The 20,974-nt window shown below is 66.3% G+C and carries 22 protein-coding genes and 1 pseudogene; 13 read left to right on the top strand and 10 right to left on the bottom strand.

The window, feature by feature from the left end:
• Window positions 1-65 precede the first annotated feature (65 nt).
• Entirely contained in the window at window positions 66-470 is a 405-nt protein-coding gene (locus OG510_RS07720) for a MerR family transcriptional regulator (RefSeq protein WP_328379086.1), read from the top strand.
• A 1,234-nt stretch (window positions 471-1,704) separates the two neighbouring features.
• Here OG510_RS07720 and OG510_RS07715 read toward each other — a convergent pair.
• Window positions 1,705-2,334, bottom strand: a complete 630-nt coding sequence (locus tag OG510_RS07715) for a hypothetical protein (protein ID WP_406136019.1) — start codon at window positions 2,332-2,334, stop codon at window positions 1,705-1,707.
• Window positions 2,335-2,371: 37 nt separating this feature from the next.
• On the opposite strand from OG510_RS07715, the gene OG510_RS07710 reads away from it, so the two are divergent.
• Complete coding sequence (locus OG510_RS07710) at window positions 2,372-2,683, top strand: transposase (protein WP_406136012.1); 312 nt, start codon at window positions 2,372-2,374, stop codon at window positions 2,681-2,683.
• Window positions 2,680-3,552 (top strand): IS3 family transposase, encoded by an 873-nt coding sequence (locus tag OG510_RS07705; RefSeq protein ID WP_406136011.1) that lies wholly within the window; start codon window positions 2,680-2,682, stop codon window positions 3,550-3,552. The genes OG510_RS07710 and OG510_RS07705 overlap by 4 nt, the downstream gene beginning before the upstream one ends.
• Window positions 3,553-3,589: 37 nt before the next feature.
• Here OG510_RS07705 and OG510_RS07700 read toward each other — a convergent pair whose 3' ends face one another.
• Window positions 3,590-4,306 carry a hypothetical protein gene (locus tag OG510_RS07700; protein ID WP_406136018.1) on the bottom strand — a complete coding sequence of 239 codons (717 nt, stop codon included), beginning with the start codon at window positions 4,304-4,306 and terminating at the stop codon, window positions 3,590-3,592.
• Between the two features lie 574 nt (window positions 4,307-4,880).
• Window positions 4,881-6,122: a hypothetical protein gene (locus OG510_RS07695; protein ID WP_405782706.1), complete on the bottom strand. Its 1,242-nt coding sequence runs from the start codon at window positions 6,120-6,122 to the stop codon at window positions 4,881-4,883.
• A gap of 199 nt (window positions 6,123-6,321) precedes the next feature.
• Here OG510_RS07695 and OG510_RS07690 point away from each other — a divergent pair, with 199 nt between their 5' ends.
• From OG510_RS07690 to OG510_RS07680, 3 genes and pseudogenes are all read left to right on the top strand, one after another.
• Window positions 6,322-6,657, top strand: coding sequence for a hypothetical protein (locus OG510_RS07690; protein WP_405782708.1), 336 nt, complete (start codon window positions 6,322-6,324; stop codon window positions 6,655-6,657).
• A gap of 46 nt (window positions 6,658-6,703) precedes the next feature.
• The gene (locus OG510_RS07685) at window positions 6,704-7,018 is read left to right on the top strand and encodes a hypothetical protein (RefSeq protein ID WP_405782710.1); all 315 of its coding nucleotides are present in this window, start codon (window positions 6,704-6,706) and stop codon (window positions 7,016-7,018) included.
• A gap of 39 nt (window positions 7,019-7,057) precedes the next feature.
• A pseudogene (locus tag OG510_RS07680) lies at window positions 7,058-7,470 on the top strand (hypothetical protein).
• Window positions 7,471-7,652: 182 nt separating this feature from the next.
• On the opposite strand, the gene OG510_RS07675 reads toward OG510_RS07680, so the two are convergent.
• Window positions 7,653-8,318, bottom strand: a complete 666-nt coding sequence (locus OG510_RS07675) for a restriction endonuclease (protein ID WP_406136017.1) — start codon at window positions 8,316-8,318, stop codon at window positions 7,653-7,655.
• A 310-nt stretch (window positions 8,319-8,628) separates the two neighbouring features.
• On the opposite strand from OG510_RS07675, the gene OG510_RS07670 reads away from it, so the two are divergent.
• From OG510_RS07670 to OG510_RS07660, 3 genes are all read left to right on the top strand, one after another.
• Window positions 8,629-8,943 carry a hypothetical protein gene (locus OG510_RS07670; RefSeq protein WP_199583923.1) on the top strand — a complete coding sequence of 105 codons (315 nt, stop codon included), beginning with the start codon at window positions 8,629-8,631 and terminating at the stop codon, window positions 8,941-8,943.
• 412 nt (window positions 8,944-9,355) lie between these two features.
• A complete protein-coding gene (locus OG510_RS07665) occupies window positions 9,356-9,877 on the top strand; it encodes an endonuclease domain-containing protein (protein ID WP_329821482.1) in 522 nt (173 codons plus the stop codon).
• 222 nt (window positions 9,878-10,099) lie between these two features.
• Window positions 10,100-10,699 (top strand): hypothetical protein, encoded by a 600-nt coding sequence (locus OG510_RS07660; protein WP_329325011.1) that lies wholly within the window; start codon window positions 10,100-10,102, stop codon window positions 10,697-10,699.
• A 419-nt stretch (window positions 10,700-11,118) separates the two neighbouring features.
• On the opposite strand, the gene OG510_RS07655 is transcribed toward OG510_RS07660, so the two are convergent.
• From OG510_RS07655 to OG510_RS07630, 6 genes are all read right to left on the bottom strand, one after another.
• Window positions 11,119-12,378 (bottom strand): hypothetical protein, encoded by a 1,260-nt coding sequence (locus OG510_RS07655; protein WP_406136016.1) that lies wholly within the window; start codon window positions 12,376-12,378, stop codon window positions 11,119-11,121.
• 86 nt (window positions 12,379-12,464) lie between these two features.
• Window positions 12,465-13,385 (bottom strand): hypothetical protein, encoded by a 921-nt coding sequence (locus tag OG510_RS07650; protein WP_406136015.1) that lies wholly within the window; start codon window positions 13,383-13,385, stop codon window positions 12,465-12,467.
• Between the two features lie 477 nt (window positions 13,386-13,862).
• Complete coding sequence (locus tag OG510_RS07645; protein ID WP_405782718.1) at window positions 13,863-14,063, bottom strand: hypothetical protein; 201 nt, start codon at window positions 14,061-14,063, stop codon at window positions 13,863-13,865.
• Between the two features lie 110 nt (window positions 14,064-14,173).
• A complete protein-coding gene (locus tag OG510_RS07640) occupies window positions 14,174-14,647 on the bottom strand; it encodes a hypothetical protein (protein ID WP_405782719.1) in 474 nt (157 codons plus the stop codon).
• Window positions 14,644-15,366, bottom strand: a complete 723-nt coding sequence (locus OG510_RS07635) for a hypothetical protein (protein WP_405782720.1) — start codon at window positions 15,364-15,366, stop codon at window positions 14,644-14,646. The genes OG510_RS07640 and OG510_RS07635 overlap by 4 nt, the downstream gene beginning before the upstream one ends.
• 6 nt (window positions 15,367-15,372) lie before the next feature.
• A complete protein-coding gene (locus tag OG510_RS07630; protein WP_405782721.1) occupies window positions 15,373-16,278 on the bottom strand; it encodes a hypothetical protein in 906 nt (301 codons plus the stop codon).
• 197 nt (window positions 16,279-16,475) lie between these two features.
• Between OG510_RS07630 and OG510_RS07625 the strand changes: the two genes are divergently transcribed.
• The 4 genes from OG510_RS07625 to OG510_RS07610 are packed head-to-tail and all read left to right on the top strand — an operon-like array spanning window position 16,476 to window position 20,852.
• The gene (locus OG510_RS07625) at window positions 16,476-18,368 is read left to right on the top strand and encodes a DUF4158 domain-containing protein (RefSeq protein WP_406136013.1); all 1,893 of its coding nucleotides are present in this window, start codon (window positions 16,476-16,478) and stop codon (window positions 18,366-18,368) included.
• 54 nt (window positions 18,369-18,422) lie between these two features.
• The gene (locus tag OG510_RS07620; protein WP_406136012.1) at window positions 18,423-18,734 is read left to right on the top strand and encodes a transposase; all 312 of its coding nucleotides are present in this window, start codon (window positions 18,423-18,425) and stop codon (window positions 18,732-18,734) included.
• Complete coding sequence (locus tag OG510_RS07615) at window positions 18,731-19,603, top strand: IS3 family transposase (protein WP_406136011.1); 873 nt, start codon at window positions 18,731-18,733, stop codon at window positions 19,601-19,603. The genes OG510_RS07620 and OG510_RS07615 overlap by 4 nt, the downstream gene beginning before the upstream one ends.
• Complete coding sequence (locus OG510_RS07610; RefSeq protein ID WP_406142328.1) at window positions 19,512-20,852, top strand: Tn3 family transposase; 1,341 nt, start codon at window positions 19,512-19,514, stop codon at window positions 20,850-20,852. The genes OG510_RS07615 and OG510_RS07610 overlap by 92 nt, the downstream gene beginning before the upstream one ends.
• Window positions 20,853-20,974 lie beyond the last annotated feature (122 nt).

Raw genomic sequence — 20,974 nt, 5'->3', positions numbered from 1 at the left:
CTCCGACATCAGTGTCAGAGTCAAGTCGTGGTGTGTGCAGGGGAAGCGGGAATGGGGCGAGCGGTATGCGCATGAACGAAATGGTGCAGCGCACCACGGTGCATGAGCGGCTGCTGCGCTACTACGAGCAGCAGGGACTGCTGACGCCTGAGCGGTTGCCCAGCGGTTACCGCGTCTACGCCGAGTCGGACGTCGAGACAGTGCGCCGCATTCGCTGTCTGCTGGCGGCAGGTCTTTCCACCGCGCTGATCGCTCAGGTTCTACCGTGTATCCGGGCGGACGACGAGCGCCTCGTGCCCACCTGCCCGGACCTGCTCGCCCAACTGCGCCGGGAGAGCGAGCGAATCACCCGCGCCATCGAGGATTTACAGGCGTCCCACGCGATCCTCGACACCATCATCGCCGCTGTGCCCCCTGAGGGAGCCTGGAAGCCGAGGTCGTCTCAGCCGGGCGTTGCCGAGGCAAGCTGACAGAAAGCCCCGGATCGAGTGGCTTGCTGTTGCGAGGCGCATGGTGGGGTGCGGGTAGCCCCCGGAGGGGTGACACGGTCCGGCACGTCCCTCGGCGCCCGGACCTCGATTCTGGCGACCAGCGGAGACCTGGACTTCATGGAGATCTCCGGCACCACGGACACCGCAACGGTCCAGCTCACCCTCCGACGGGAGGGCCCCGTGCTCACAACGGCGGATCCGGCCTCTTCCCCTCCTCGGGGCTGGACGGACAGTACGCGCCGGTCGGAAAGCACTTCTGGCACTCCCACCGTCGGCAGCGCCACACACCACATCAGCGGACGCCCCCGGTTCGACCGCCAACTGCGCACCCCGGACGGCGAACCCTCGCGCGTCACCTGGCTCGGACCCGACCTGAAGGGGCCCGCACCCGAGCGTCTGGCACCACCGGGGATGGCCCCCTGGATCACTGAACTCAAGGACGACGCAGACACCCTCACCCACTTCCAGCACACCGACCACGGAAGCGGCGATTGGAAGTTGACCGTGCCCAGCCTCGACGCACCCTTGACCGCCGCGGACTGCCGACTTCCACGACGGTCTCTCCGCCCCGTGCGGCACGTTCGAACGACAAGACGTAGCCGGCCACGGCTACACCGGCGTCTTCGGGTCAATCGCGCAAGCACCTGGGAGTGGCCGCGTCCGAGCTCCGTTCGCCCGCCTGGGGGACGCTCACAGCCGAGCTCGGCTGTGAGCGCGTCCGGCTGCAGTAAGCGTGCCGAGTGGCGGAGGCGTGACTTCCCGCGTGGAGCGAGGAAAGCCGCCCCTTGGCACACCTCAATGGTGGCAACGGCAAGCCTACGGTGACCCGGAATGCAGGGCAGGCCGTGCCGCTCGTTTGACGCTATGGGTCGCGAGATGTTGCCTACCGAGAGGGGAAACCATTTCAGACCTGCGGCTTTCGATGCCTCGTTCCCTGTGACGTGATTTCGATGACCCACCACGTCGAATGTGTCGCGATCCTTGAACCTGCTGAAAAGGGCCGCTTACCTGCCATTTTGGCGAGTGTGCATTATGTGCGCTGTGTGCGTTACGGGCGATATCTTGACGCATGGGTGACGCACGCGGAGCCCTCGTGACGCACGTTTGACGCACGTTCTGATGGGGCGTCAGGCGTGTGTCCTCGCAGATGGCAGGTGTCGGGCGTGAAGTCCTGCGGCCCCGCCTTTGCCGTTTCTTGGTGCGCCTCTGTCGGTTATGGCCTCATTTGCGAATGAGGGGAAGTGCGGTTTGCAAACGCCTTCTGGGCGAGGAGCGTTGCGAGATCGGCGCTGCTGGGTGTTGGCGGCGTGGGCAGTGTCGGCGTCGTGGCGGTGTCGATGAGCTCTTGAAGGTGGGCTTCGGCGAATGTGAGCCACTCCTTGATCTCAGTCCGTTCGTGTCCGGGGGTTAGGGGTGTGGCGCGTTCGCGTACCGCTGTGACGTACTCGGACAGACGCTTGGCTTCGTGCCAGGTTGCTGTCTGTTCTTCGAGGCGCTTGACGCGGTAGGCGTGGGTGTACGCGGCGTGGGCGTTGCGCCGGGCGTTTTCCTGGTACTGCAGTGCCGCTTCCTCGGCTTGCGCCTCTGCTCGGCGGTTGCGTTCGGCGGCTTCGCCGCGGAGGTTAACTTCTTGGATGATTTCGGGGAGTTGGTCTTCCAGCGGCCGGCTGTCGAGGTCGGCCCATTCGGTTCCGCGGTGTGGGGTGCCGCCTCGGAGGATGAATCGCAGTCTGTTGGCGGGGGTGTAGTCGAAGCGGGGGATGCGCATCCATGTGTGCTTTGTGGCGTCGGCGCGTTCTTTGTCGGTGGGGATGTGTTGGGCTTGATCCGCTTTGACGGACATTTGAGATCAGGGGTTCAGCCCCGGGAGGATGTCCATCATGGAGAGCATGGGGAAGAAGAAACCTCGCCGCCCTCGTCGTTCGTTCACGCCGGAGTTCAAGGCCGAGATCGTCGGGCTGTGCCGACGAGGTGACCGCTCGGTCGGGCAGGTCGCCAGAGACTTCGAACTGACCGAGACCGCGGTGCGGGACTGGGTGAAGCAGGCCGAGGTCGACGGGGGCGAGCGCAACGGGCTGACCAGCAGTGAGCGCGAGGAACTGGCCGCGTTGCGGCGGGAGAACCGCCGGCTGCGCGAGGACGTCGACGTCCTCAAGCGGGCCACAGCTTTCTTCGCGAAGGAGGCCCGGTGACGGTGCACCCGTTCATCGAGGCGGAGAAGCGCGCAGGTCACAGCGTCAAACGGGCGTGTGAGCTGATGAAGGTCTCCCGGACCGCCTTCTATGCCCGTCGCTCCGGCCTGCCCGGTCCTCGTGCGGTGCGGGATGCCGAGCTGACCGAGCAGATCACCAAGGTTCATGCGAAATCACGCGGAACCTACGGGGCCCCACGCGTGCATGCCGTGCTCAAGCGCGAGGGCGCCGGGTGCGGCCGCCGTCGTGTCGCACGACTCATGCAGGCCGCCGGGCTGCAGGGCCGACACCGCAGACGACGGCATGCGACGACGGTCGCCGACCCCGGGGCCGCTTTCCGTCCCGACCTCATCGTCCGGAACTTCCAGCCCGACCGCGCCGGGCTCGATGCCCGCTGGTGCGGCGACATCACATATGTTCCGACCGAGGAGGGCTGGCTCTATCTGGCCACGGTCATCGACATCGCCTCCCGGCGCGTGGTCGGCTGGGCAACCGCCGATCACCTGCGGACCGAGCTGGTGGCCGAGGCGCTGACATTCGCCTGCCGGCAGCGTCGCCCCGCCCATCCCGTGATCTTCCATTCGGATCGCGGCTGTCAATACACCAGTCAGCAATTCGCCTCCCTGGCAGTCGAGTTCGGGGTCCGGCTGTCGGTCGGCCGCACCGGTCAGTGCTGGGACAACGCGCTCGCCGAGTCGTTCTTCTCGACCATCAAACGCGAACTGCTCGGCACCTCCGCCTGGCCCAGCCGGGCAGCCGCCCGCACCGCGATTTTCGATTTCATCGAGGGCTGGTACAACTTGCACCGACTGCACAGCAGCCTCGGCTACCTCAGCCCCGCCGAGTACGAGACCGCACTCGCAGCCTGACCACCACACCAATGGTGTCCGTCAAAGCGGAGCAAGCTCAGTGTTTGCTGTGGTCGTGTTCCTGTAGGACGAGGATGTGGACGGATTCGTCTTGCGCGGTGATGGTGAAATGCGGTGGTGCCTGTCGGCGGTGGCGTGGCGGGGGAGTGTCTGGAGTGGGGCCGAGTGCGGTCGTGTGGCCCTTTGATTCGGCGGCGGTAACAAGGGCTTGGATGAGGCGTAGAGCTCGGTTGTGCACGGATTTGGTCAGCCCCATGCCCTGGGGGCGTTTTTGGAGGGCTGCGACCACTGCATGGGGTTTGGTGAGCCTGGCGGGCACGGTGATGGGGGTGAGTTCGGTGAGCCGCCAGGCGGGGATGTCGACGAGCTTGATTTCGTAGCCGCTGTAGGTCTGCTTTCCGCGCAGTTCCTGTGAGTGCGGGATCTTGCCGGACTGGCGTGCGGCGCTGATCCGCGATGCCCAGTTCACTGCGTGTGGGCCGGATTCGTTTGCCTTGACGAGGCGGTTGTTGTTGGCTGTCAGTTCTTCGAGGAGCTGGTCGGTGTAGTTCGTTCGGGTCTTCGGCGTGGTTTGGGGGTGTCGTGTCGCCAGATCCTCCGGCGCCTCAGGTGCTTCGGCGTCGTGGTCCCGTGGGCCGATACCGGTATCGGCGGCGAGATACTGTCGTCCCTTTTCGGTGAGCTCGGCGTTCCAATAACCGCGCCGTTTGGTGACTTTGATCAGTCCTCGGCATTGCAGAGCCTGAGCGCTCACCTTGTACGTACTGTCCGGCCAAAACCCGGAGGGGCACCCTTGACTCACCCAGGAGAGCACGGCGTGCTGCCGCTCGTTCAGGTCCCCGCGCACGCGGCCCTCCCACGGTTGTGTACCTGAGCTGTCCCGCTCACGATGCCCGTTCCTGTTACGGGAATTCAGGCAGTCTGAAGGACAGTGCTTCGTTCAGATGACATCTACGGGTGAGGGCCCGTGAGTTCGGCCAGTGTCGGGTACGGTGTCGGCGGCCGGGGCCGCTCACCCGTGGAATGGGCGGGGCGGGCGGGCCTGTCACGGATCCTTCGGCGGTCCTCAACGCGCCGCTTCGCACACCTAGACAACTCGTTGCCTTTTAGCGGCCCCCGATTGGCAAGTGCGATCATGCTGGTATCCAGCACCGGGAGTGCCCTGGTCTTCCCCAACGAACACCAGGGTTACAGTCTCTGCGTTGCCGCGCGGACCCCGGTGTGGGATCTCAGATTCCGTGTCGGAATCTCACGGTCGCTGTCGGGTGGCAGTAGGCAAGAAAGAGCGCGGTCAGTGGGTTGCTGCTTTTCTACACTGGTGCCCACGTTTACTCGTTGGGGGACTCCGTTGCCAGCGGGATGCTGCACTGCAGACAGCCGTTCGCGTGGTCGTCCCGGCAGACGTAGCCGATGGCACCATCCACGCACCATTCGGCGGCCTCCTCGGACAGCAGGTCGGGCCCGGCCAGGAGCAGTCGACGAAATTCCGGGGTGTCCGCAATGTCGACCGGGCGGTTGGTGAACCACTCGTCGAACCAAGGCTTGTCTCGGTGCACGTGCCAGTGCGCACTCTCCCGGTCGTCGACAGCCGTAGTGAACCGATCGACGATGCGCCCCCAACTCGGTGTTCCGAACCAGCCGTTGTCGGACGCGCAGAAGGATTCGATCAGGGTTCGCAGGCCGAACGTCTTCTCGCGAAAGCAGTACGCTCGGCCCCAAGCGATCGCGTTCTGTGCCATCTCCGCGAGTTCTTCGCGCGGATCAGCCTCGTGCGCCGGGTCGTCAGGATTGTGGCAGGCCAGCCCGAGCTCGAGAACAGACTGCCCGGTCGGTAGAACCCGGGACGGGTTGACGATCGCGAGACCGAGACCGATCCAGTCGACATGGTCGAACGACAGCAGCGAGCGCACGAGTCGGGTGGTTGCCGTGTTGATCCGCATCATTGTGCCGTCGTGGAGCGGACTCTTCCCGGCATGCCAGTTCTCGACGGGTGTGCTGCGCCACACCGCGAGCGTGATGCGGGTGGCAGCGAGCCACAGCAGGGCGTCGTCGTCGAGGTGCCCGAACCGCTTGGCGCACTCCTGGGCGCCGTAGGTGATCAACTCTTCCGGTTTCGGCCACCTGTGGCTGTCGGGCCCTTCAGGCGCGTACTCGTAGTCGTCGGCGTACTCGTCGAGGATCGCGCTCAACTCGGCAGCGCTGTAAGCCTGGCTGTACTCGGAGCTGTCCGGCTCCTCGACGGTGTACATGTCGTGGTCCCAGGAGACGTACACGTCGCGCCAGAGCACTACGTCATCGCACTCGCCGGCGTTGTCCGTCACAACCGGCCTGATGGTGATCGGGGCAGTACGCCCGTCGGTTCGCTCGCCGTCTTTCTCGGCGGCCCATGCGGTGATGACCCCGAGCGGCTTCGGAAGGAGAGGACCGACCTCGGTGATACTGAACGGCTCGTCGTCGTCATCGGTGTCGAACCGGCTGTTGACGAACGCGACCGCCTCGGAGGGCGTGCTGACGATGGACTGGCTACCACTCTCGTTGTCAACCACTCGCCACAACGGGCTGTTCTTCACGATGCTCTCCGATCGCGGTGAGTGCACCCGGGGCGGGTGCGATGCGCCGGGTCGCTCGGCACTGACTCCAATTATGGGCTGATCAACCCATCCGTAGTCCCGAAGACGCTTGTCGGCGACAACGTTCGGTACGTTCGCGTGCAATCTGCTTTTCGCGACCGCGGCAACACAGCAGAGTCTCACAGCGGAGGAGGCGAAGATGGCGCTGAATAAGAAGGTTTCCCGGCGCATAACCGTTGACGGGATCGAGTACCGCTGGCGGATCCGCAGGAAGCCCTCCTACATGCAGGGCCTCTGCTGGACACCGCTCACCTATGCGGTGGAAGCAGCCAGCGGCAGCCAGCCAGGCACGACCTTGATCGTCACCAGCGGCCAGGCCCATCCCAGCAACTGGGTGGGCGTCGAGGCGGAGCCCATTCATCCGGCTCACGTTGTTGTCAGCATTCGAGAGGCACGGGATCGAGGCTGGGATCCAACCCGGGTCGGTTCTCCTTTCCAGCTCGACCGATCCGCAGGATTCATCGCCCAGTCATGAGACAGAGCGGAGTAGGGCGGCGCCTCTGGCCCGGCATCATGGCCTGGTGACCACATGGGTGCGCTGCTACTGGGACGAGGAAGACATCTGGTTCTACTTCGAGGTCGACGCCGAAGGCTGGGTGATCCGGCAGGTCGAACTCGAAGGGCCAGAACTGATCCCGCTCGCAGCTGCTTCCCTCGCCGAGTGGCAGCGGACCCGCGACGCAGGCCGCCTCGGTGATTACGACAGCAGATTCGGGATCACCGCCGAGCTGCCCGTCTCGGAATGGGAAGGCCACGACCCCGAACAACTCACCTTCGAGGAGTTCGAGGACGTCTGGGGCCTTGCCCGTCAGCAGATCGCATCCCGGCCCAGCTGACCTGTCGGCGCCGCACTGGCTTCTTGGCATCATCGCGACATGACCCCGACCCTTCCCCGCACCGTCCGAGCCGTCGACACCGCTCAGCTCCTGGACCTGGCCCAGGAGGCCGCCATGCATGGCTTCAGCCAGCGAGGCTCCCGGTCGACTGGCTACGAGAGCACCTCGCCGCAGAAGCGACGCACTACCTGTTCCCGACACTCGTGCAGCGCCTCACGCACCGTCCCGAGGGGCCGCTGCAGTCGAGGTGCCAGCAACTGCTGACCGTCAGCACCGGCGAGCAGATCTGGGGTCTCCTCGATGTCCTTCCCGACACCTTCGACAAGATCTCGGAGACCTTGGACACGGCGTCCAAGAAGGACATCGTCAACCGCATCGAGCAAGCAGTGAAGGTGCGGAAGTGGATGGAACGGACGGCCGCCGATGCAGGCTCATTAGGCTGGGCAGTCTGAGGAAAAGACATCGATCTGAGACAGCCGCCTGCCGACACGTCCTGAGACTGGAGGGGAGAACGTCCAGGCCATAGCGCCGGCGCCTGACATCGAAAGTGAGAACCTACACCCATGAAGGCCGACGCCGTGTTCCATGGCGTCGGCCTTCTCATGCGTGGGGCGGGTGGGACAAGGGCCGGGATTCAGAGCCGAGTCGCCGGCCCGCGCCGGGACGGTTTGCGCGGTGCAGGCAGCAGCTCCCATAAAGGCCGGCGACCCCTGGCCCACTGCTCCAGCAGGTGCCGGTCGACCAGGTGCAGGCGCTGCTGGCGGGCAAACTGCTGCGCCGGGGCCGAGACCCGGCCGTTGGTCACCAGCACGACGACGTCGCCCTTGTGCACGGGCCGTCCGGTGCCGTTAAGGGTTTGCAGATCCGGTGTGCCGACTGCCGATCCGGTCAGTCCGTTGCGACGGTGCTTGCACTGGATCACCCAGTGGCGGCCTTGCGGGTCGTGCCCTTTCACGTCGGCGCCGAGGTCACCCCGGCCGCCGCAGCGCAGAGCGTCGCGTGACCCGTCGCGTGCCAGCAGATCGCGTATGGCGTGCTCGAAGGCACTTTGGTGCATCGCGTCGATCTGGCCGAGCGAGTAGGTCAGGCCATCTACACGCAGCTGCGCGGAACGGATCTGGTCGATCCTCCGGTAGCACCACGCGGCCAGCGTCGCGGCGGCCACCAGACCGAGGACCACCAGCACCCACCAGTGCGCCCACACCCACTGGCCGACCTTGACCAGGACCAGACCGACCACGACCAGCAGGCCCAGGGCGACCAGCAGCTCCTCATCGCCGCCGCGGCGCCGGCGGCTCACTGCGCCTCCCCCGACCGTTGGCGCCCTCGCGGCAGGTCCCTGCCATCTTCCCGGTGTCCGGGCACAGCTCCCCCTCACTGTCGCAGATCCCCGCTACACCTTTATGAGAGCACCTGGCACTGACAGCCCGACGCACCACGAGATCAACCGGCCGAAAATGGCCCTGCGGCCTTAACCCGCTTGCATTGTGAGCGAGTTGGCTGCGACCGGATTGTCAGTGGGCGCCGCTAACGTCGAATGTTGCGCCGAGGAACACCCGGCCCCGCCCGGGGGTTTGACCACCCCCCTCTCACAGCGAGGACTCCTCACCGTGCCCCGTGTCCGCTCATACGTCCGCAAGGACGGCGTCGTCGTCCGCGCCCACAACCGCAAGGCCCGCCCGCGTACAGCCGCGCCGGTTACCACCCCCCGACGTCGCACTACGGCCCCGCGCCGTCGCCCCGTCCGGCACATCCCCGCCGGCACCCCGACCGCCTACGTCCGTCCCCACTACCGAGCCGACGGGACTCGCGTACGCGGCCACCGCCGGATCATCACGCCCCTGACCGCCGTCGCGGCGGCCGGCGCAGGCACGACATTCTTCATCATCCTGCTGGTGCTGATAGCCCTCTCCGGCCACCACTGATCCCACTCAGGTAGGCCAGCAAACTGGTTCCTGCCATTTCTGACAGGGACCAGTTTGCTTGGCCTTCAGTGTTTGTTGAAGCGAATCGGGTAGGACACCGTCGGCGAGGGCCGCTTCGGTTCTCCCAGGCCGGAAAATGCACCGAGTAGACACCCGTTTGGTGCGGCTGGGGACGCCCGGCACCAGGACCCGTGGTCCCCCCGTTGGGAGCAGAGTACCGACGCCGAGCGCCACCGCGCACGTCGACTAAGAGCGTCATCTGCTGCGCGCGCCCCCGGCGGCCAGCGCGGGTGGGCAGCAACGACTGTGCCGTCCCCATTCGCGTGTGCTCTCACCCGCACGAGCGGCATGCGCTCCTCAGCTCCCCCAGGACTGCTCGGCGCTGTCGGCACCGAGCACTAATGTCGGCGCGGTGACGAGCACATGGTTCGGGGACCCTGGTGATCCCGGCAGCTGCCGGATATGCGACGAGTTCATGTACAAGGGCGAGCGGTACAGCAAGACTTTGTGCCTGGAGTGCGGCCCGGCCGTGGCCCAGGCGCGGCGCTTCCGGCTCTCTTTAGCACGTGTCAATGCGATCCTGCGCATCCAAGACGACTACTGCGCGATATGCGGCGACAGTCCGGGAGACAGTGCGGCCGACGGCCCAATCTGGTGGCAGGTCGATCACGACCACTCGTGCTGCACCGGCTGTCCGAAGTGTGTGCGCGGACTGCTATGCCTGCCTTGCAACGTGAGGCTTGGCCACTACGAGAACCAGTTGCGGCGCGGCCGCCTGGATGGGTGGCGCGTGCAGAACGTCGACGATTATCTCAAGAACCCACCAGCACAAAGCACCGAGGTGCGCAAGCTCCATCCTGACGACGAAGGATGGGCGCGCGTCAGGTACACGGCCTTCACATGGCGAACCCTCACCTGGAAGAGGCAGGACTAAAGCCTCACGCCCTACTCGTAATTGGCAGTGGCGAGAACAGCCGCAGACTGCTCCTCGGGCGAGCGCTCGTGCTGCTCAGAGCCAGGCGAGGCCGCGGGGCACAGACTGGACTTCGCCGTCCTTGTGCTCGCGGCGACGGGCCAGGTCAGCTTCACGGTCGGGTACGGGGCCAGGCACGGTGCACCTCGCTGGCCTGTTGGTGGCCACCGTTACGATCAACATGTGTCCATAGAGGCGATCACTTCCAGCGTCACGGCAGCTGTCGCCCTTGTCGGCGTACCTGCGGTCTACATTCAAGCCCGCGCGGCTCGTCTCTCGGCAGTCGCCGCAGGCCGAGCGCAACTCGAGCACGCGCGGCGGACCAGCCAGCACGCGGCGTGCGTTGAAGTGTTGGCTACCGCGGACGAGTTGAAGCGATCATGCGATGTCAGCGGCAGCGCGGCATCATGGCTGGGCATGATCTACGAAGGTCAAGCGGATGAGGATGAGTCGGTCAGGGCGCGGGCCGCCGCGGGGCGACAGGAAGCTGAGCAGCGACAGGACGAAGCATTTGATCACGCCTTTGAGGCGTATGAGCGTCTACGCAAGGCGGTGGCACGCCTGGAACTGGAAGGGCCAGATCGGCTCATAGCGCCGGCGGCTCGGTTGGCCGACATGGGGGACCTGCTTCAGCTACCTGGTGGGACCCCCACGTTTGACGAGGATGAGCCCGTCTGGGTAACCGAGCACGATCAGCGGCCTTTTACGTGGGTCGTGAGCCAGTTCCAACAAGCTCGCACCGAGTTTGTTCAAGGCACTCGTACCTACTTCAACAGCATCTGACGGCGGAGTTCTAGAACGTGCGTCCGGCCAGGAAGTGCGCCGGCAGGTGATGGTGGACGGTCTCCTCAGCGAGCGCGCAGGGGGTGCCCCTGGAGCGTGGGCCGTGGTGCGAGGTTTTCGCGTACATCGTGTGCCCGCACTCGACGCAGGACAGAGGGGCTGGTGGGCGGGCTCTCCAGATGGCGGCCCAGTCGTGCCCGCAACCGAGATCTGCCAGGTGGGTGAAGACGGTTCCCCACTGTGCGTGCAGTGCCCTGAACGCCATCATCCCTCCTGCTGCCCTCAGTGACTCCGGTGCGTAAGGCGTCGAAGACACTGGTCTCGGTGGAGAGGACGCTCCTCGGCCGGGGACTGGTCCGCCGCGGTGGTCCCGGGAGATTCCCATCGCGGTTCGAGGTGGCCACGTCCTGCGCCGTCATCTAGCGCGCACGCCGTCGACAGTCGGCGCAGGCATGCGCGGACCCTGGGCCGTATCGATGAATTGGTGTGCCGCAGCCGGCACAGGGACCGACCTGCCAGACGCGACAGCCGCAGCGTCGTGATGCTTCGGCGCGCTGTTCGGGGCTGACGTTGAGGCGCTGAGGTTGGCGGGGGATACGGAAGATCCGCTGAGGTACCTCGGGGAAGGTGTGCAAGCCGGATGCGTCAGCATGGTCGCGGCGCGGTCGCCGGTCGTCGAAGACCCGGGTGTCCTCACCGTAGCGACAGGTGGAGTCGAGATCTTCCTCGGTGAACGTCAGAGTCACCTGCGCCGGAGGTTCCGCGTCGGGAAGCGCCTCGTCCTCGCCGATGATGTTGCGCCAGCGGTCCCGGTCGGCTGCCGGGGCCCACAGCCGGGTCGAGGCCCGGGGGTTGTGCTGGGCAGGGATCTTCATGGGCACGTAGTCGCCTTCGGCACTCGCTGCGACGAGGGCGTCGACCCCGGTGTGGGGCTTGGGTGGCAGGCAGAGCGCCGGCAAACTCCAGGCGACGTGTAGCCCACCGCACGAACTGCCGTTGAGCGGGCAGGGTCTCTGAGCGGTTGGCGTGCAGGCCCAGTCCTGTAAATGTCGCACCCCGCCGCGTACGAGCATCGCGCGGTCGGAGGCAATGGCCCGCCAGGGCAGGTCATCCACGCGCACCCAGGGCGCCCGGTCGATCAGGGCCGCCCGGTCATCGTTGGTCACCCATAAGGGCATGATCCCCCGGTCTGCAGCGGCAGTTGAACGCCGTCGAACGGTCGATGCCGTGATCGGCGAGTATTGGGCCTCCCATCCGATATGCCCTGCACTCCCTGATACCAGGACATCATTGCGTATCTTGCCGTCCGTGCTGCGGGCTTCAATCTGCGCGGAAAGGCCGTGACGGTGCGCGGCGCGCGCGATCCGCTCCTTGAGCGCCTTGTGCTTGTCGCTCTCATCGGCTGTCGGTTTGGTGCGCACCGGCAGATGCGCGGCCACCAGGGTCGTGACCCCGTCGACAGTGCGCCGACGAATCGTCATCCACGGAGAACGGTCTTCCTCCTCGGCCCGGCAGATGCCGGTTCCGTGATGCTGCAGACACTGCAGCAACTCACGGTCGCGCTGTTCGATCGGCAGGGTGATCTCGTCGAGCAAGTCGGGACGGTCCGGGTGTCCGAGGTCCGCATGCGTTAACTCGATCTTGATGTGATAGCCGGTGTGCCACACGCCGTTCGCCATAACTCAACAGGTTAGGAACCGCCACTGACACTGCACCAGATCGCGTAATCACTAGGACTTTTCCGGCCGATCATGGTTGTGGGCAGTCAACGCGTCAGTTTGAGGCGTGCCGTCTCTGCGGCATGGGACGCGGCTTCGATCAGCCCAAGTTCCCCAGCGAGCGTTCCCACGAAGGCATCGACCGCCTCGATCGCACGGCCCTCTATGGTGTCGGGCTCTGTGAAGCACGCCGCGAACTCTCCTGCACCCATGGTCGCCATGGCGGGTCGACGGGCCTGGTAGTCAGCCCACTCCGGCCTGAAGACGGCGCGCACCCTGTCGAGCTCGGTCTCGTCGATCTCCTCGTGCCGGAGGAGGCGAATTGCTTGCTCGCGGGCCTTCCACGCAGCGATGCGGTGCTGGACGGGGACAGGACCGAAGGGGCCAGGAAGGGCTCGCTCGATCCTCGGTTTGCCCGGATGGCCGATCCACGGCGAGGTCAGCTCCGTGAGAACCGCCGTCAGCCTGGCGATGTTGATCCGCCCAGTCCGCTCGCCCTCCTCGAGGACGAGCTGGGCGGCGCGCCGTTGCTTGAGGGTGGCTGAGGGGTGGGCAAGTTGCTCGACGATGGCGCGGACGTTCTCGCCGCGCCGAATGGCGGTCGTCTGGCCGGCGGCGCGCGCATGGGTACGCCAGGCTCGCCGAGCCTGAGAGGTGAGCACGATCGAGTCGTCGATCAGCCACAGGTACAACACGACGCGGACCAGGCAGCGTTGCGGTATACGTCCCAACGGAGAGCGCTCCCGGGCCTCAAGAAGTCGGGTGAACAACTCGCGTTGCTCGGGCGGAAAGGCTCGCGGATCGCTGCCGTGCGCGCTGGTCTTGCGCGGCTCGGGACTGGCAAGCAGGCCGTCCTCGATCCAGGAGATCACCATCCTCGGACTTGCTTTCACGCCCAGCGCGAGCGCGTCCGCAACCAGATCGGCTGAGGTTCCCTCGACCCACGTGGTGGTCCGATTCCCGTTCACGGAGCCGAACTTACATCGAGATTCGAACCCCGGAAGCTGCATTGAGCGCACGTCCCCCATGAGGCTAGTGGCCAGCAGAAAATGCGCCCCCGCACTGTGGCTCTGCCAGGAACACGCGGTGCGGGGGCAGTTGACCCATCCCCTGAACGGAGACTGTCATGTCCCACCGTACGCAGCGTCCCGTCCCGAAGCGGCGACGCGCACGCCGCCTACTTATCCAGGGCCTCGGGCAGGCGGCGTTCTACGCCGCTTCTGCCACGTTGGCCGGCGGGCTGGTCCGCGAGCTGCTCCACCTGGCCCACATGTCCGCCGCCTCGTGCTGACCTGAACACCACAGAGATGCCGCGTCCGGGCCTGCCGGGCACGGCATCTCCGTGGCGGCCCGGCTACGAGTAGAGGGCTGCAGCTTCGTGGCGAGGAGACACGGAGCGCGCACTCCACAGCGCAGGGCAGTTCCGGCGTAGCGGGGTCTGGGGGCTACTCGGGGTAGAACCCGGTGATGCGGTAGGGCTGTTGCTGATAGTGGACTCGGAAGCCCATGACCCACTCCTCGGACAGGTCATCTACGACGATCAGCCGCGGGTCGGTGCGTGCGGTGGGACGGTGTAGAGGTATGGCTACGGGTACGGGGCACTCACCGAACGGGGACTTGGCATGGAAGGCCGGGGCGGTAACCATGTGCCCTACGAGCGGACCGGTTGGGTGGTACTCGGCGGGCAACTGGTGCAGGAGACCGTCGAGTTCAATGGTGACGGTGCGATGACGCGGGCGGGGGAGTGGGTACGGGTTCATCGCGCTGCGGCCCGGTCGCCGGTGGAAGTGAGGCCGTAGCGCATCCAGGACCGGAGCGCGGCGGCGGTGTGGATCCGTCCGGTGCCTGTGGCCCGGTGCCCGTTGAAGGCCCAGCCGGTGACCTCCAGGAAGGTGCCGTGACCCGTACGGAGATCGAGCGCGAGATTGAGGATGACGGGCCTCTTGGCCACGGCGAATCCCTGCCAGGCCCGCTCCCAACGCAACAACGTGCCGAACTGCGGGTCGTCCCAGACTGTCAGGCGGTGCGCGCGATGAGCGTCACGGCAGTCCAGGATCCACAGGTCGGCGTGGGCCTCTCGGCCGGCGACTTCAGCGTCTGGCAGCGGGCGGGCCTGCACTTCAGCCCTTTTGCCGCAACGCAGTTGACAGTCGGCGCGGCGGTTGGCAACTGGAATCTCGGTGGCCACACCCCACCCTTTGATCTCTTTGTGCCACGCGGATTCGGTCACAGGGCGCCTGCGTAGCGTAGGAGTTCAGCTTCGTCCTCGTCCAGGCCGAGAGCTTGCGGTCCGACTTCGGTGAGCAGGTCGGCGACGGTGAAGATGCCCGGGAGGTTGTCGATGCCGGCGACCAGGCGGTCGTAGCGTTTGACCAGGGCGAGGATGCGGTTGCCGCGGGCCCGGTGCCTCTTTGCTCCTTGGGTGGACTCTTTGGCCTGCTGGTCGAGCCGGTCGGCCTCCCTGAAGTCGCGTTCGGCAAGAGGGGGCAGGACCTCGATGATGCGGTCGAGGTCGTGCAGTACGAGCTGCCGGGCGGTCTTCTCCGTCAGTTCGCCGCCCTCGCCGAGGACGACCTTCGCGACGACCTGGTCGTCGGTGGCGCCCGCGCGTGGGCCCGGAACGCTGGGATCGTCCGGGGCGGTGGGAGTGGTTCCGCAGCTGGGGCCCTGGAGGGTTGGTTCGGTGTGCGTGGCGCCGGGTGGTCCGGCCAGGGCGGCGAGTCGGATCTCTTTGGTGACCTTGTTGAAGGAGGTGGTGCACATCGTCTTGACCGCGCGGTCGAACACCGCGTGGTAGTCAGCGGACAGCACTTTGATTTTCGATCGGACGGCCTTCTGGAGGCGGGTGAACTGCTCGCTCTCGTTCCCGCCGGCGAGAATGCAGCGGAGGGCTTCACGGTCGAGGACGTCGCGCACGGTGTTGGAGTAGCGGCCAGCTGAACTGGGCATGGGTTTCTACTTTCCCGTCAGGAGTCGGATGGTGCGGGGACGCTGCTGCAAGACCCGGTCGGCCCAGGAAGTGACCGAGTCGCGGATGGACTCGACGGACTCCCACACGTCGGGGTCGTTCACGTCTACGAAGTCCTCGGGGCCGAGTAGCAAGATCTCCCTGGCCTTGTGGACCAGCCCGAAGTAGCGGATGGTCCAGTCCGCGTGTGGGTCGCGTTCCTCACGGCCGACGAGCTCGTCGAGCAGGGCTTCGTCCGCACTGGGGGCCGGGCGCATTTGTGCGCGGACGTAGCGCGCGACGTCTTGGTCCTTGAGGACTTCCCGCACGGCCGGTTCCCGCAGCACGGCCAGCACTGCCGCCGGACTCTTGGTCAGCTCGGCTAGGACGGCCTCGCGGACCTCATCTCGGTCGAGCTGGACCACAATTTCTGCGGGAGGCTCAGTCCCGCCCGCCAGGCCCAGTGCCAGGCGGAACTGTGACGCATCCAGCGAAACGGGCCACCCGGCCCGCTCGGCACTGTCGAGCCGTTCGGTCAGCATTTGGACGCGGCGGGCTCGCTCTTGGGCGTCGGTGACGCAAGCGGTGGTCACGCACTTCCACGGGACATGAACGGCGGAGGCAAGCAGCCGTTCGCGAAGCGCGGTTCCTGCAAGGCGCGTCACCCGCAGGTATGTCTCCAGCGTCTCCGTTGCGTACCCGAGCTGCTGGGCCAGCTGTTCCAGGGCGGCGGCTGCGTCCAACGGCGCACGGTCGGCGATCTCGGCACAGATGTCACCGAGACCGAAGCGGGCCGTGAGCTGTGCCCGGGATGCCCGGAGGTCCGTCTCGGCGCAGGCTCTCGCGCGTCTGAGCTGATCCTCGGTGTAGCCGGGATCGGTGGTCCTGTCCGGCTCGATCCATACGTTCTCCATGGCCGGGGACCGTAGGCGGCCCCTGCTGCCGTGCGCGCGGTCTCTCGCCGGATCGGACCAGGCGAAATGCCTGCGACGACGAATCTTGCAGAACCGTGTACTAAGCGCTGAACCGCTGGCGCAGCCGTTTGACTGGCCGTACCGCATGCCTTGAATCTGCACGTAGTTGTAGTCGGATTTGCAGTGAGGCGTACAAGATGAGCACCAGCACGAGCTTTCCCCTGGGCCGGGATTACCCGTCAATTCCCGAGGGAGATCTGCCGGAGGGCCTGCTAGCTCTCTTTGACCTCACCGAGTCCGAGGTCGAGCTGACCCTGACCAAACGCGGGCCGCAGAACCGCTTGGGCTTCGCCATCCAGCTCACCTGCCTGCGGGCCCTGGGCTGGCTCCCCAAACCGCAGGAGATCGCTTCTCTGCCGCGGCCGGTCGTAGAACATGTGGCGGCACAGCTCGACATCAGCGACGGCATGGCCGTCCTGGCCACGTATGGCACGCACGACGGGCTGACGCGGCGTCATGCACAGGAGATCAGGTCGGCCTGTCGCTGGAAGCCGTACGACAAGGGCGAGACAGCGCTGACAAGCATGCTGGTGTCGCGCGCCACATACACGGAGGAGGGAGTCAGGGCGCTCCTGCGGCGCGCAGTCGCCTGGCTGCGGGAAGAGCGTGTCGAGTTGCCCAGCGAGCGCACCGTCACCGACCTAGTCCGAACGGTACGAGGGGAAGCCGACCTCAAGATGTGGCAGGCGCTCCTGGCCCCGCACGCGGACCGGCTGTCCGAACTCGATGGCCTGACCGCAGTCCCGGACGAGGGGCGAAAGTCACTGCTGGCTGAACTGCAGCGCGGGCCGGGCAAGCCAGCCTGGGCGAACCTCGAGCGTGCCTTCGAGCGGAACAATGCGGTGCAGTTGCTGAGGCTGCCTCCTGTGGACCCCCGGGCCTTCTCCCCGCGACGCCTGGCGCACCTCGCCCGGTTCGCCGCGGACCACGAGGCGCAGAGGACGAAGCGACGCGCGGCGACGGTGGCCGCAGTTGGCCGCCTGACCGAGACCGCCGCAGACGACGCCGTCGACATGCTGGTGCACCTGATCGCCAATGACCTCATCGGCAGGGCGCGACACAAGACCGACAAGGAACGATCGGCGAGCTTCCCCGACCTCGCCTACGCTGCGGCCGTTATGAGGGAGGTCGGCAAGGATCTGCTTGCCGCGCGACACGAACAGGTTGACACCGCCACAGGCGAGATCAACCCTCCCGTGGCGGACACCATGACGCTGAGCGAATTCCTCAACCAGCGTGAGGACCTGGCCGCGTTCGAGGCGGCCGTCACGGTGGCCGGCGAACTGGCGCCGGCGATGGGATCGGACTCGGAAGAGGCGCGTCGCGCCAAAATGATCGAACGGATCGATCTCCTCAAGACATACCTGCCGCACATCGTCCAGGGACTGGCGTACCGGCCTGGCACGCCGGAAGCCAGTCGAGTCCTGGATGCGCTGTGGTCGTTGACCGAACTGATCGACCGCCCCGCCATTAGCCGCGCCGAGGTCGACGAGAGCCTGTTGACCGGGTCGTGGAAAGAGCTGGCACTCCGTGCGCCGCACCTGGCGCCCGACACAGTCGACACCGCCGCCTACGCCTTCTGCGTGGTGGAGCGGTTCTACTCCCGCATCATCCGCCGCGAAATCTTCGTCGAAGGTGCATCGAAGTGGGGCAACCCGGAAGCGGGTTTGCCGTCGGCGGAGGAGTGGGCGGCGCTGCGGGCCTCGGTAGCAAGGAGCCTGGGGCTGCCACTGGGCGCTGCCGATCACCTGAAGCGGCTGGGCCACGAACTCCACACCAAGACCCGTGCGATCGCTGAGCGCCTGCCGAAAGACCGGCAGTTCCAAATCGGCGACGGCGGCCGACTCGTCCTGTCCACCGCGCCTCTTCCGCCAGACCCCCGACTGCGCAAGGTGAGCACGGAACTCACGAGCTGGTTGCCCAAGGGCGACCTTCCCCAACTCATCCTGGAAGTTCTCACGTGGACCCGGGGCGCCGAGGTGTTCACCACACCGCGCGGTGAGACCCCACGCCAACGCGACTGGGCTTGATCCGCTTTGACGGACATTTGAGATCAGGGGTTCAGCCCCGGGAGGATGTCCATCATGGAGAGCATGGGGAAGAAGAAACCTCGCCGCCCTCGTCGTTCGTTCACGCCGGAGTTCAAGGCCGAGATCGTCGGGCTGTGCCGACGAGGTGACCGCTCGGTCGGGCAGGTCGCCAGAGACTTCGAACTGACCGAGACCGCGGTGCGGGACTGGGTGAAGCAGGCCGAGGTCGACGGGGGCGAGCGCAACGGGCTGACCAGCAGTGAGCGCGAGGAACTGGCCGCGTTGCGGCGGGAGAACCGCCGGCTGCGCGAGGACGTCGACGTCCTCAAGCGGGCCACAGCTTTCTTCGCGAAGGAGGCCCGGTGACGGTGCACCCGTTCATCGAGGCGGAGAAGCGCGCAGGTCACAGCGTCAAACGGGCGTGTGAGCTGATGAAGGTCTCCCGGACCGCCTTCTATGCCCGTCGCTCCGGCCTGCCCGGTCCTCGTGCGGTGCGGGATGCCGAGCTGACCGAGCAGATCACCAAGGTTCATGCGAAATCACGCGGAACCTACGGGGCCCCACGCGTGCATGCCGTGCTCAAGCGCGAGGGCGCCGGGTGCGGCCGCCGTCGTGTCGCACGACTCATGCAGGCCGCCGGGCTGCAGGGCCGACACCGCAGACGACGGCATGCGACGACGGTCGCCGACCCCGGGGCCGCTTTCCGTCCCGACCTCATCGTCCGGAACTTCCAGCCCGACCGCGCCGGGCTCGATGCCCGCTGGTGCGGCGACATCACATATGTTCCGACCGAGGAGGGCTGGCTCTATCTGGCCACGGTCATCGACATCGCCTCCCGGCGCGTGGTCGGCTGGGCAACCGCCGATCACCTGCGGACCGAGCTGGTGGCCGAGGCGCTGACATTCGCCTGCCGGCAGCGTCGCCCCGCCCATCCCGTGATCTTCCATTCGGATCGCGGCTGTCAATACACCAGTCAGCAATTCGCCTCCCTGGCAGTCGAGTTCGGGGTCCGGCTGTCGGTCGGCCGCACCGGTCAGTGCTGGGACAACGCGCTCGCCGAGTCGTTCTTCTCGACCATCAAACGCGAACTGCTCGGCACCTCCGCCTGGCCCAGCCGGGCAGCCGCCCGCACCGCGATTTTCGATTTCATCGAGGGCTGGTACAACTTGCACCGACTGCACAGCAGCCTCGGCTACCTCAGCCCCGCCGAGTACGAGACCGCACTCGCAGCCTGACCACCACACCAATGGTGTCCGTCAAAGCGGAGCAAGCTCAGACTTCGATATCACCCTGTCCGCCGCCCTGGTCGCTCTTGGCTGCAACGTCGGCGTCGAGGCCGTCGCCGGCAATGTCCCGGCACTGCACAGAAGGCACATCACCTATGTCATCGATAACTTCCTGCGACCTGATCGCCTGGAAGCACTGAACAACCGCCTGCTGGCACGGCAGTCACAGCTGGCGGTCGCCGCGGCATGGAACGGCGGCCACATGGCATCCGTGGAGGGCCAGCGCATGGTCGCGCCCCCGGGCGCCATCCAGGCCCGCCTGTCTCCCCACGGCGCCGCGTACGTCACCCACCTCACCCTCCTGTCGGGGCAGGCCATGGGCCTCAGGAGCGAGGTCGTCGCCGGATCCGCCCACACCTGCCTGCACGTACTCGACGTCCTCAACGACCGCCGCACCAGCGCCCTCAAGGCGACCAGCACCCGGAGCCAGCACCCCCAGAAGATCGTTGCGGAGGGCGGCCCGCACCAAGAGATCATCTTCGGTCTGCTCGCGCTCTCCGGCTACACCTACGCCCCCACGGCCGCCGACATCACCGACATGACCCTCGCCCGCATGGACACCGCCTCCGGCGAGGACTACGGCCCCCTGCAGCACGCCACTCGCAACAAGATCGACACCGCGCTCATCGCACGGCACTGGGACGAGATGCTCCGTCTCGTCGGGGCGGTCCACCTCGGGCGCGTGCGATCCGCTGACGCGATCCGCATGGTGGTCCGCAACGGCACCCCCACGTCCTTGGGCAAGGCCCTCGCCCACTACGGGAAGATCTTCAAGACCGCACACATCCTGGACCTCATCGACAATCCCGAATACCGCCGTCAGATCGAAACGCAGAGCAGCCGCCACGGCCAGCGTCACGAATTGGCCGCGAAGATCTACCACGGCACCGAAGACCGCATCCACCGGTACCAGACCGGGATGGAGGAACAACTCAGCGCACTCGGGCTGATCGTCAACATGGTCGTACTCTTCAACACCGCCTACATCGACCTGTTCCTCGCGAAGAAGGCCGACCACCTGCGGCCCGTTCCCGACGAAGTCGTCCGGAGCCTGTCTCCCTTCCTCTATCGGCACATCCATATGAAGGGCCGCTACGCCTTCGAGATGCCCGAACTCTCCGACAGCTCCATGCGGGCCGTGGAGGACCTTGACGACGGACCCGACGACACGACAGGCGAGAACACCAACGCCACCTGACCCGCAGCCGCGCCCACCACACTTCACGCAGCCCTGCCACAGCTGCGTGAAGTGCCAAGGAAACGGCGTCAGCTTCCGTGGGTTCTCGGTCACCACAGCGTAGGAAACATGACGGAGGCGGA

Origin of the sequence: Streptomyces sp. NBC_01089, from assembly GCF_045162975.1 — a bacterium.
Classification (GTDB): domain Bacteria; phylum Actinomycetota; class Actinomycetes; order Streptomycetales; family Streptomycetaceae; genus Streptomyces.
The sequence above is the reverse complement of the archived record's forward strand: the minus strand, read 5'-3'. Positions and strand labels throughout refer to the sequence as shown.

What these genes read in the sequence shown, in the direction of transcription:
- OG510_RS07630 (WP_405782721.1), bottom strand. Translation starts at nt 16,278, where the DNA reads ATGGAGAACGTATGGATCGAGCCGGACAGGACCACCGATCCCGGCTAC.
- OG510_RS07655 (WP_406136016.1), bottom strand. Translation starts at nt 12,378, where the DNA reads ATGGCGAACGGCGTGTGGCACACCGGCTATCACATCAAGATCGAGTTA.
- OG510_RS07715 (WP_406136019.1), bottom strand. Translation starts at nt 2,334, where the DNA reads ATGTCCGTCAAAGCGGATCAAGCCCAACACATCCCCACCGACAAAGAA.
- OG510_RS07620 (WP_406136012.1), top strand. Translation starts at nt 18,423, where the DNA reads ATGGAGAGCATGGGGAAGAAGAAACCTCGCCGCCCTCGTCGTTCGTTC.
- OG510_RS07635 (WP_405782720.1), bottom strand. Translation starts at nt 15,366, where the DNA reads ATGCCCAGTTCAGCTGGCCGCTACTCCAACACCGTGCGCGACGTCCTC.
- OG510_RS07690 (WP_405782708.1), top strand. Translation starts at nt 6,322, where the DNA reads ATGGCGCTGAATAAGAAGGTTTCCCGGCGCATAACCGTTGACGGGATC.
- OG510_RS07625 (WP_406136013.1), top strand. Translation starts at nt 16,476, where the DNA reads ATGAGCACCAGCACGAGCTTTCCCCTGGGCCGGGATTACCCGTCAATT.
- OG510_RS07645 (WP_405782718.1), bottom strand. Translation starts at nt 14,063, where the DNA reads ATGGTTACCGCCCCGGCCTTCCATGCCAAGTCCCCGTTCGGTGAGTGC.
- OG510_RS07720 (WP_328379086.1), top strand. Translation starts at nt 66, where the DNA reads ATGCGCATGAACGAAATGGTGCAGCGCACCACGGTGCATGAGCGGCTG.
- OG510_RS07710 (WP_406136012.1), top strand. Translation starts at nt 2,372, where the DNA reads ATGGAGAGCATGGGGAAGAAGAAACCTCGCCGCCCTCGTCGTTCGTTC.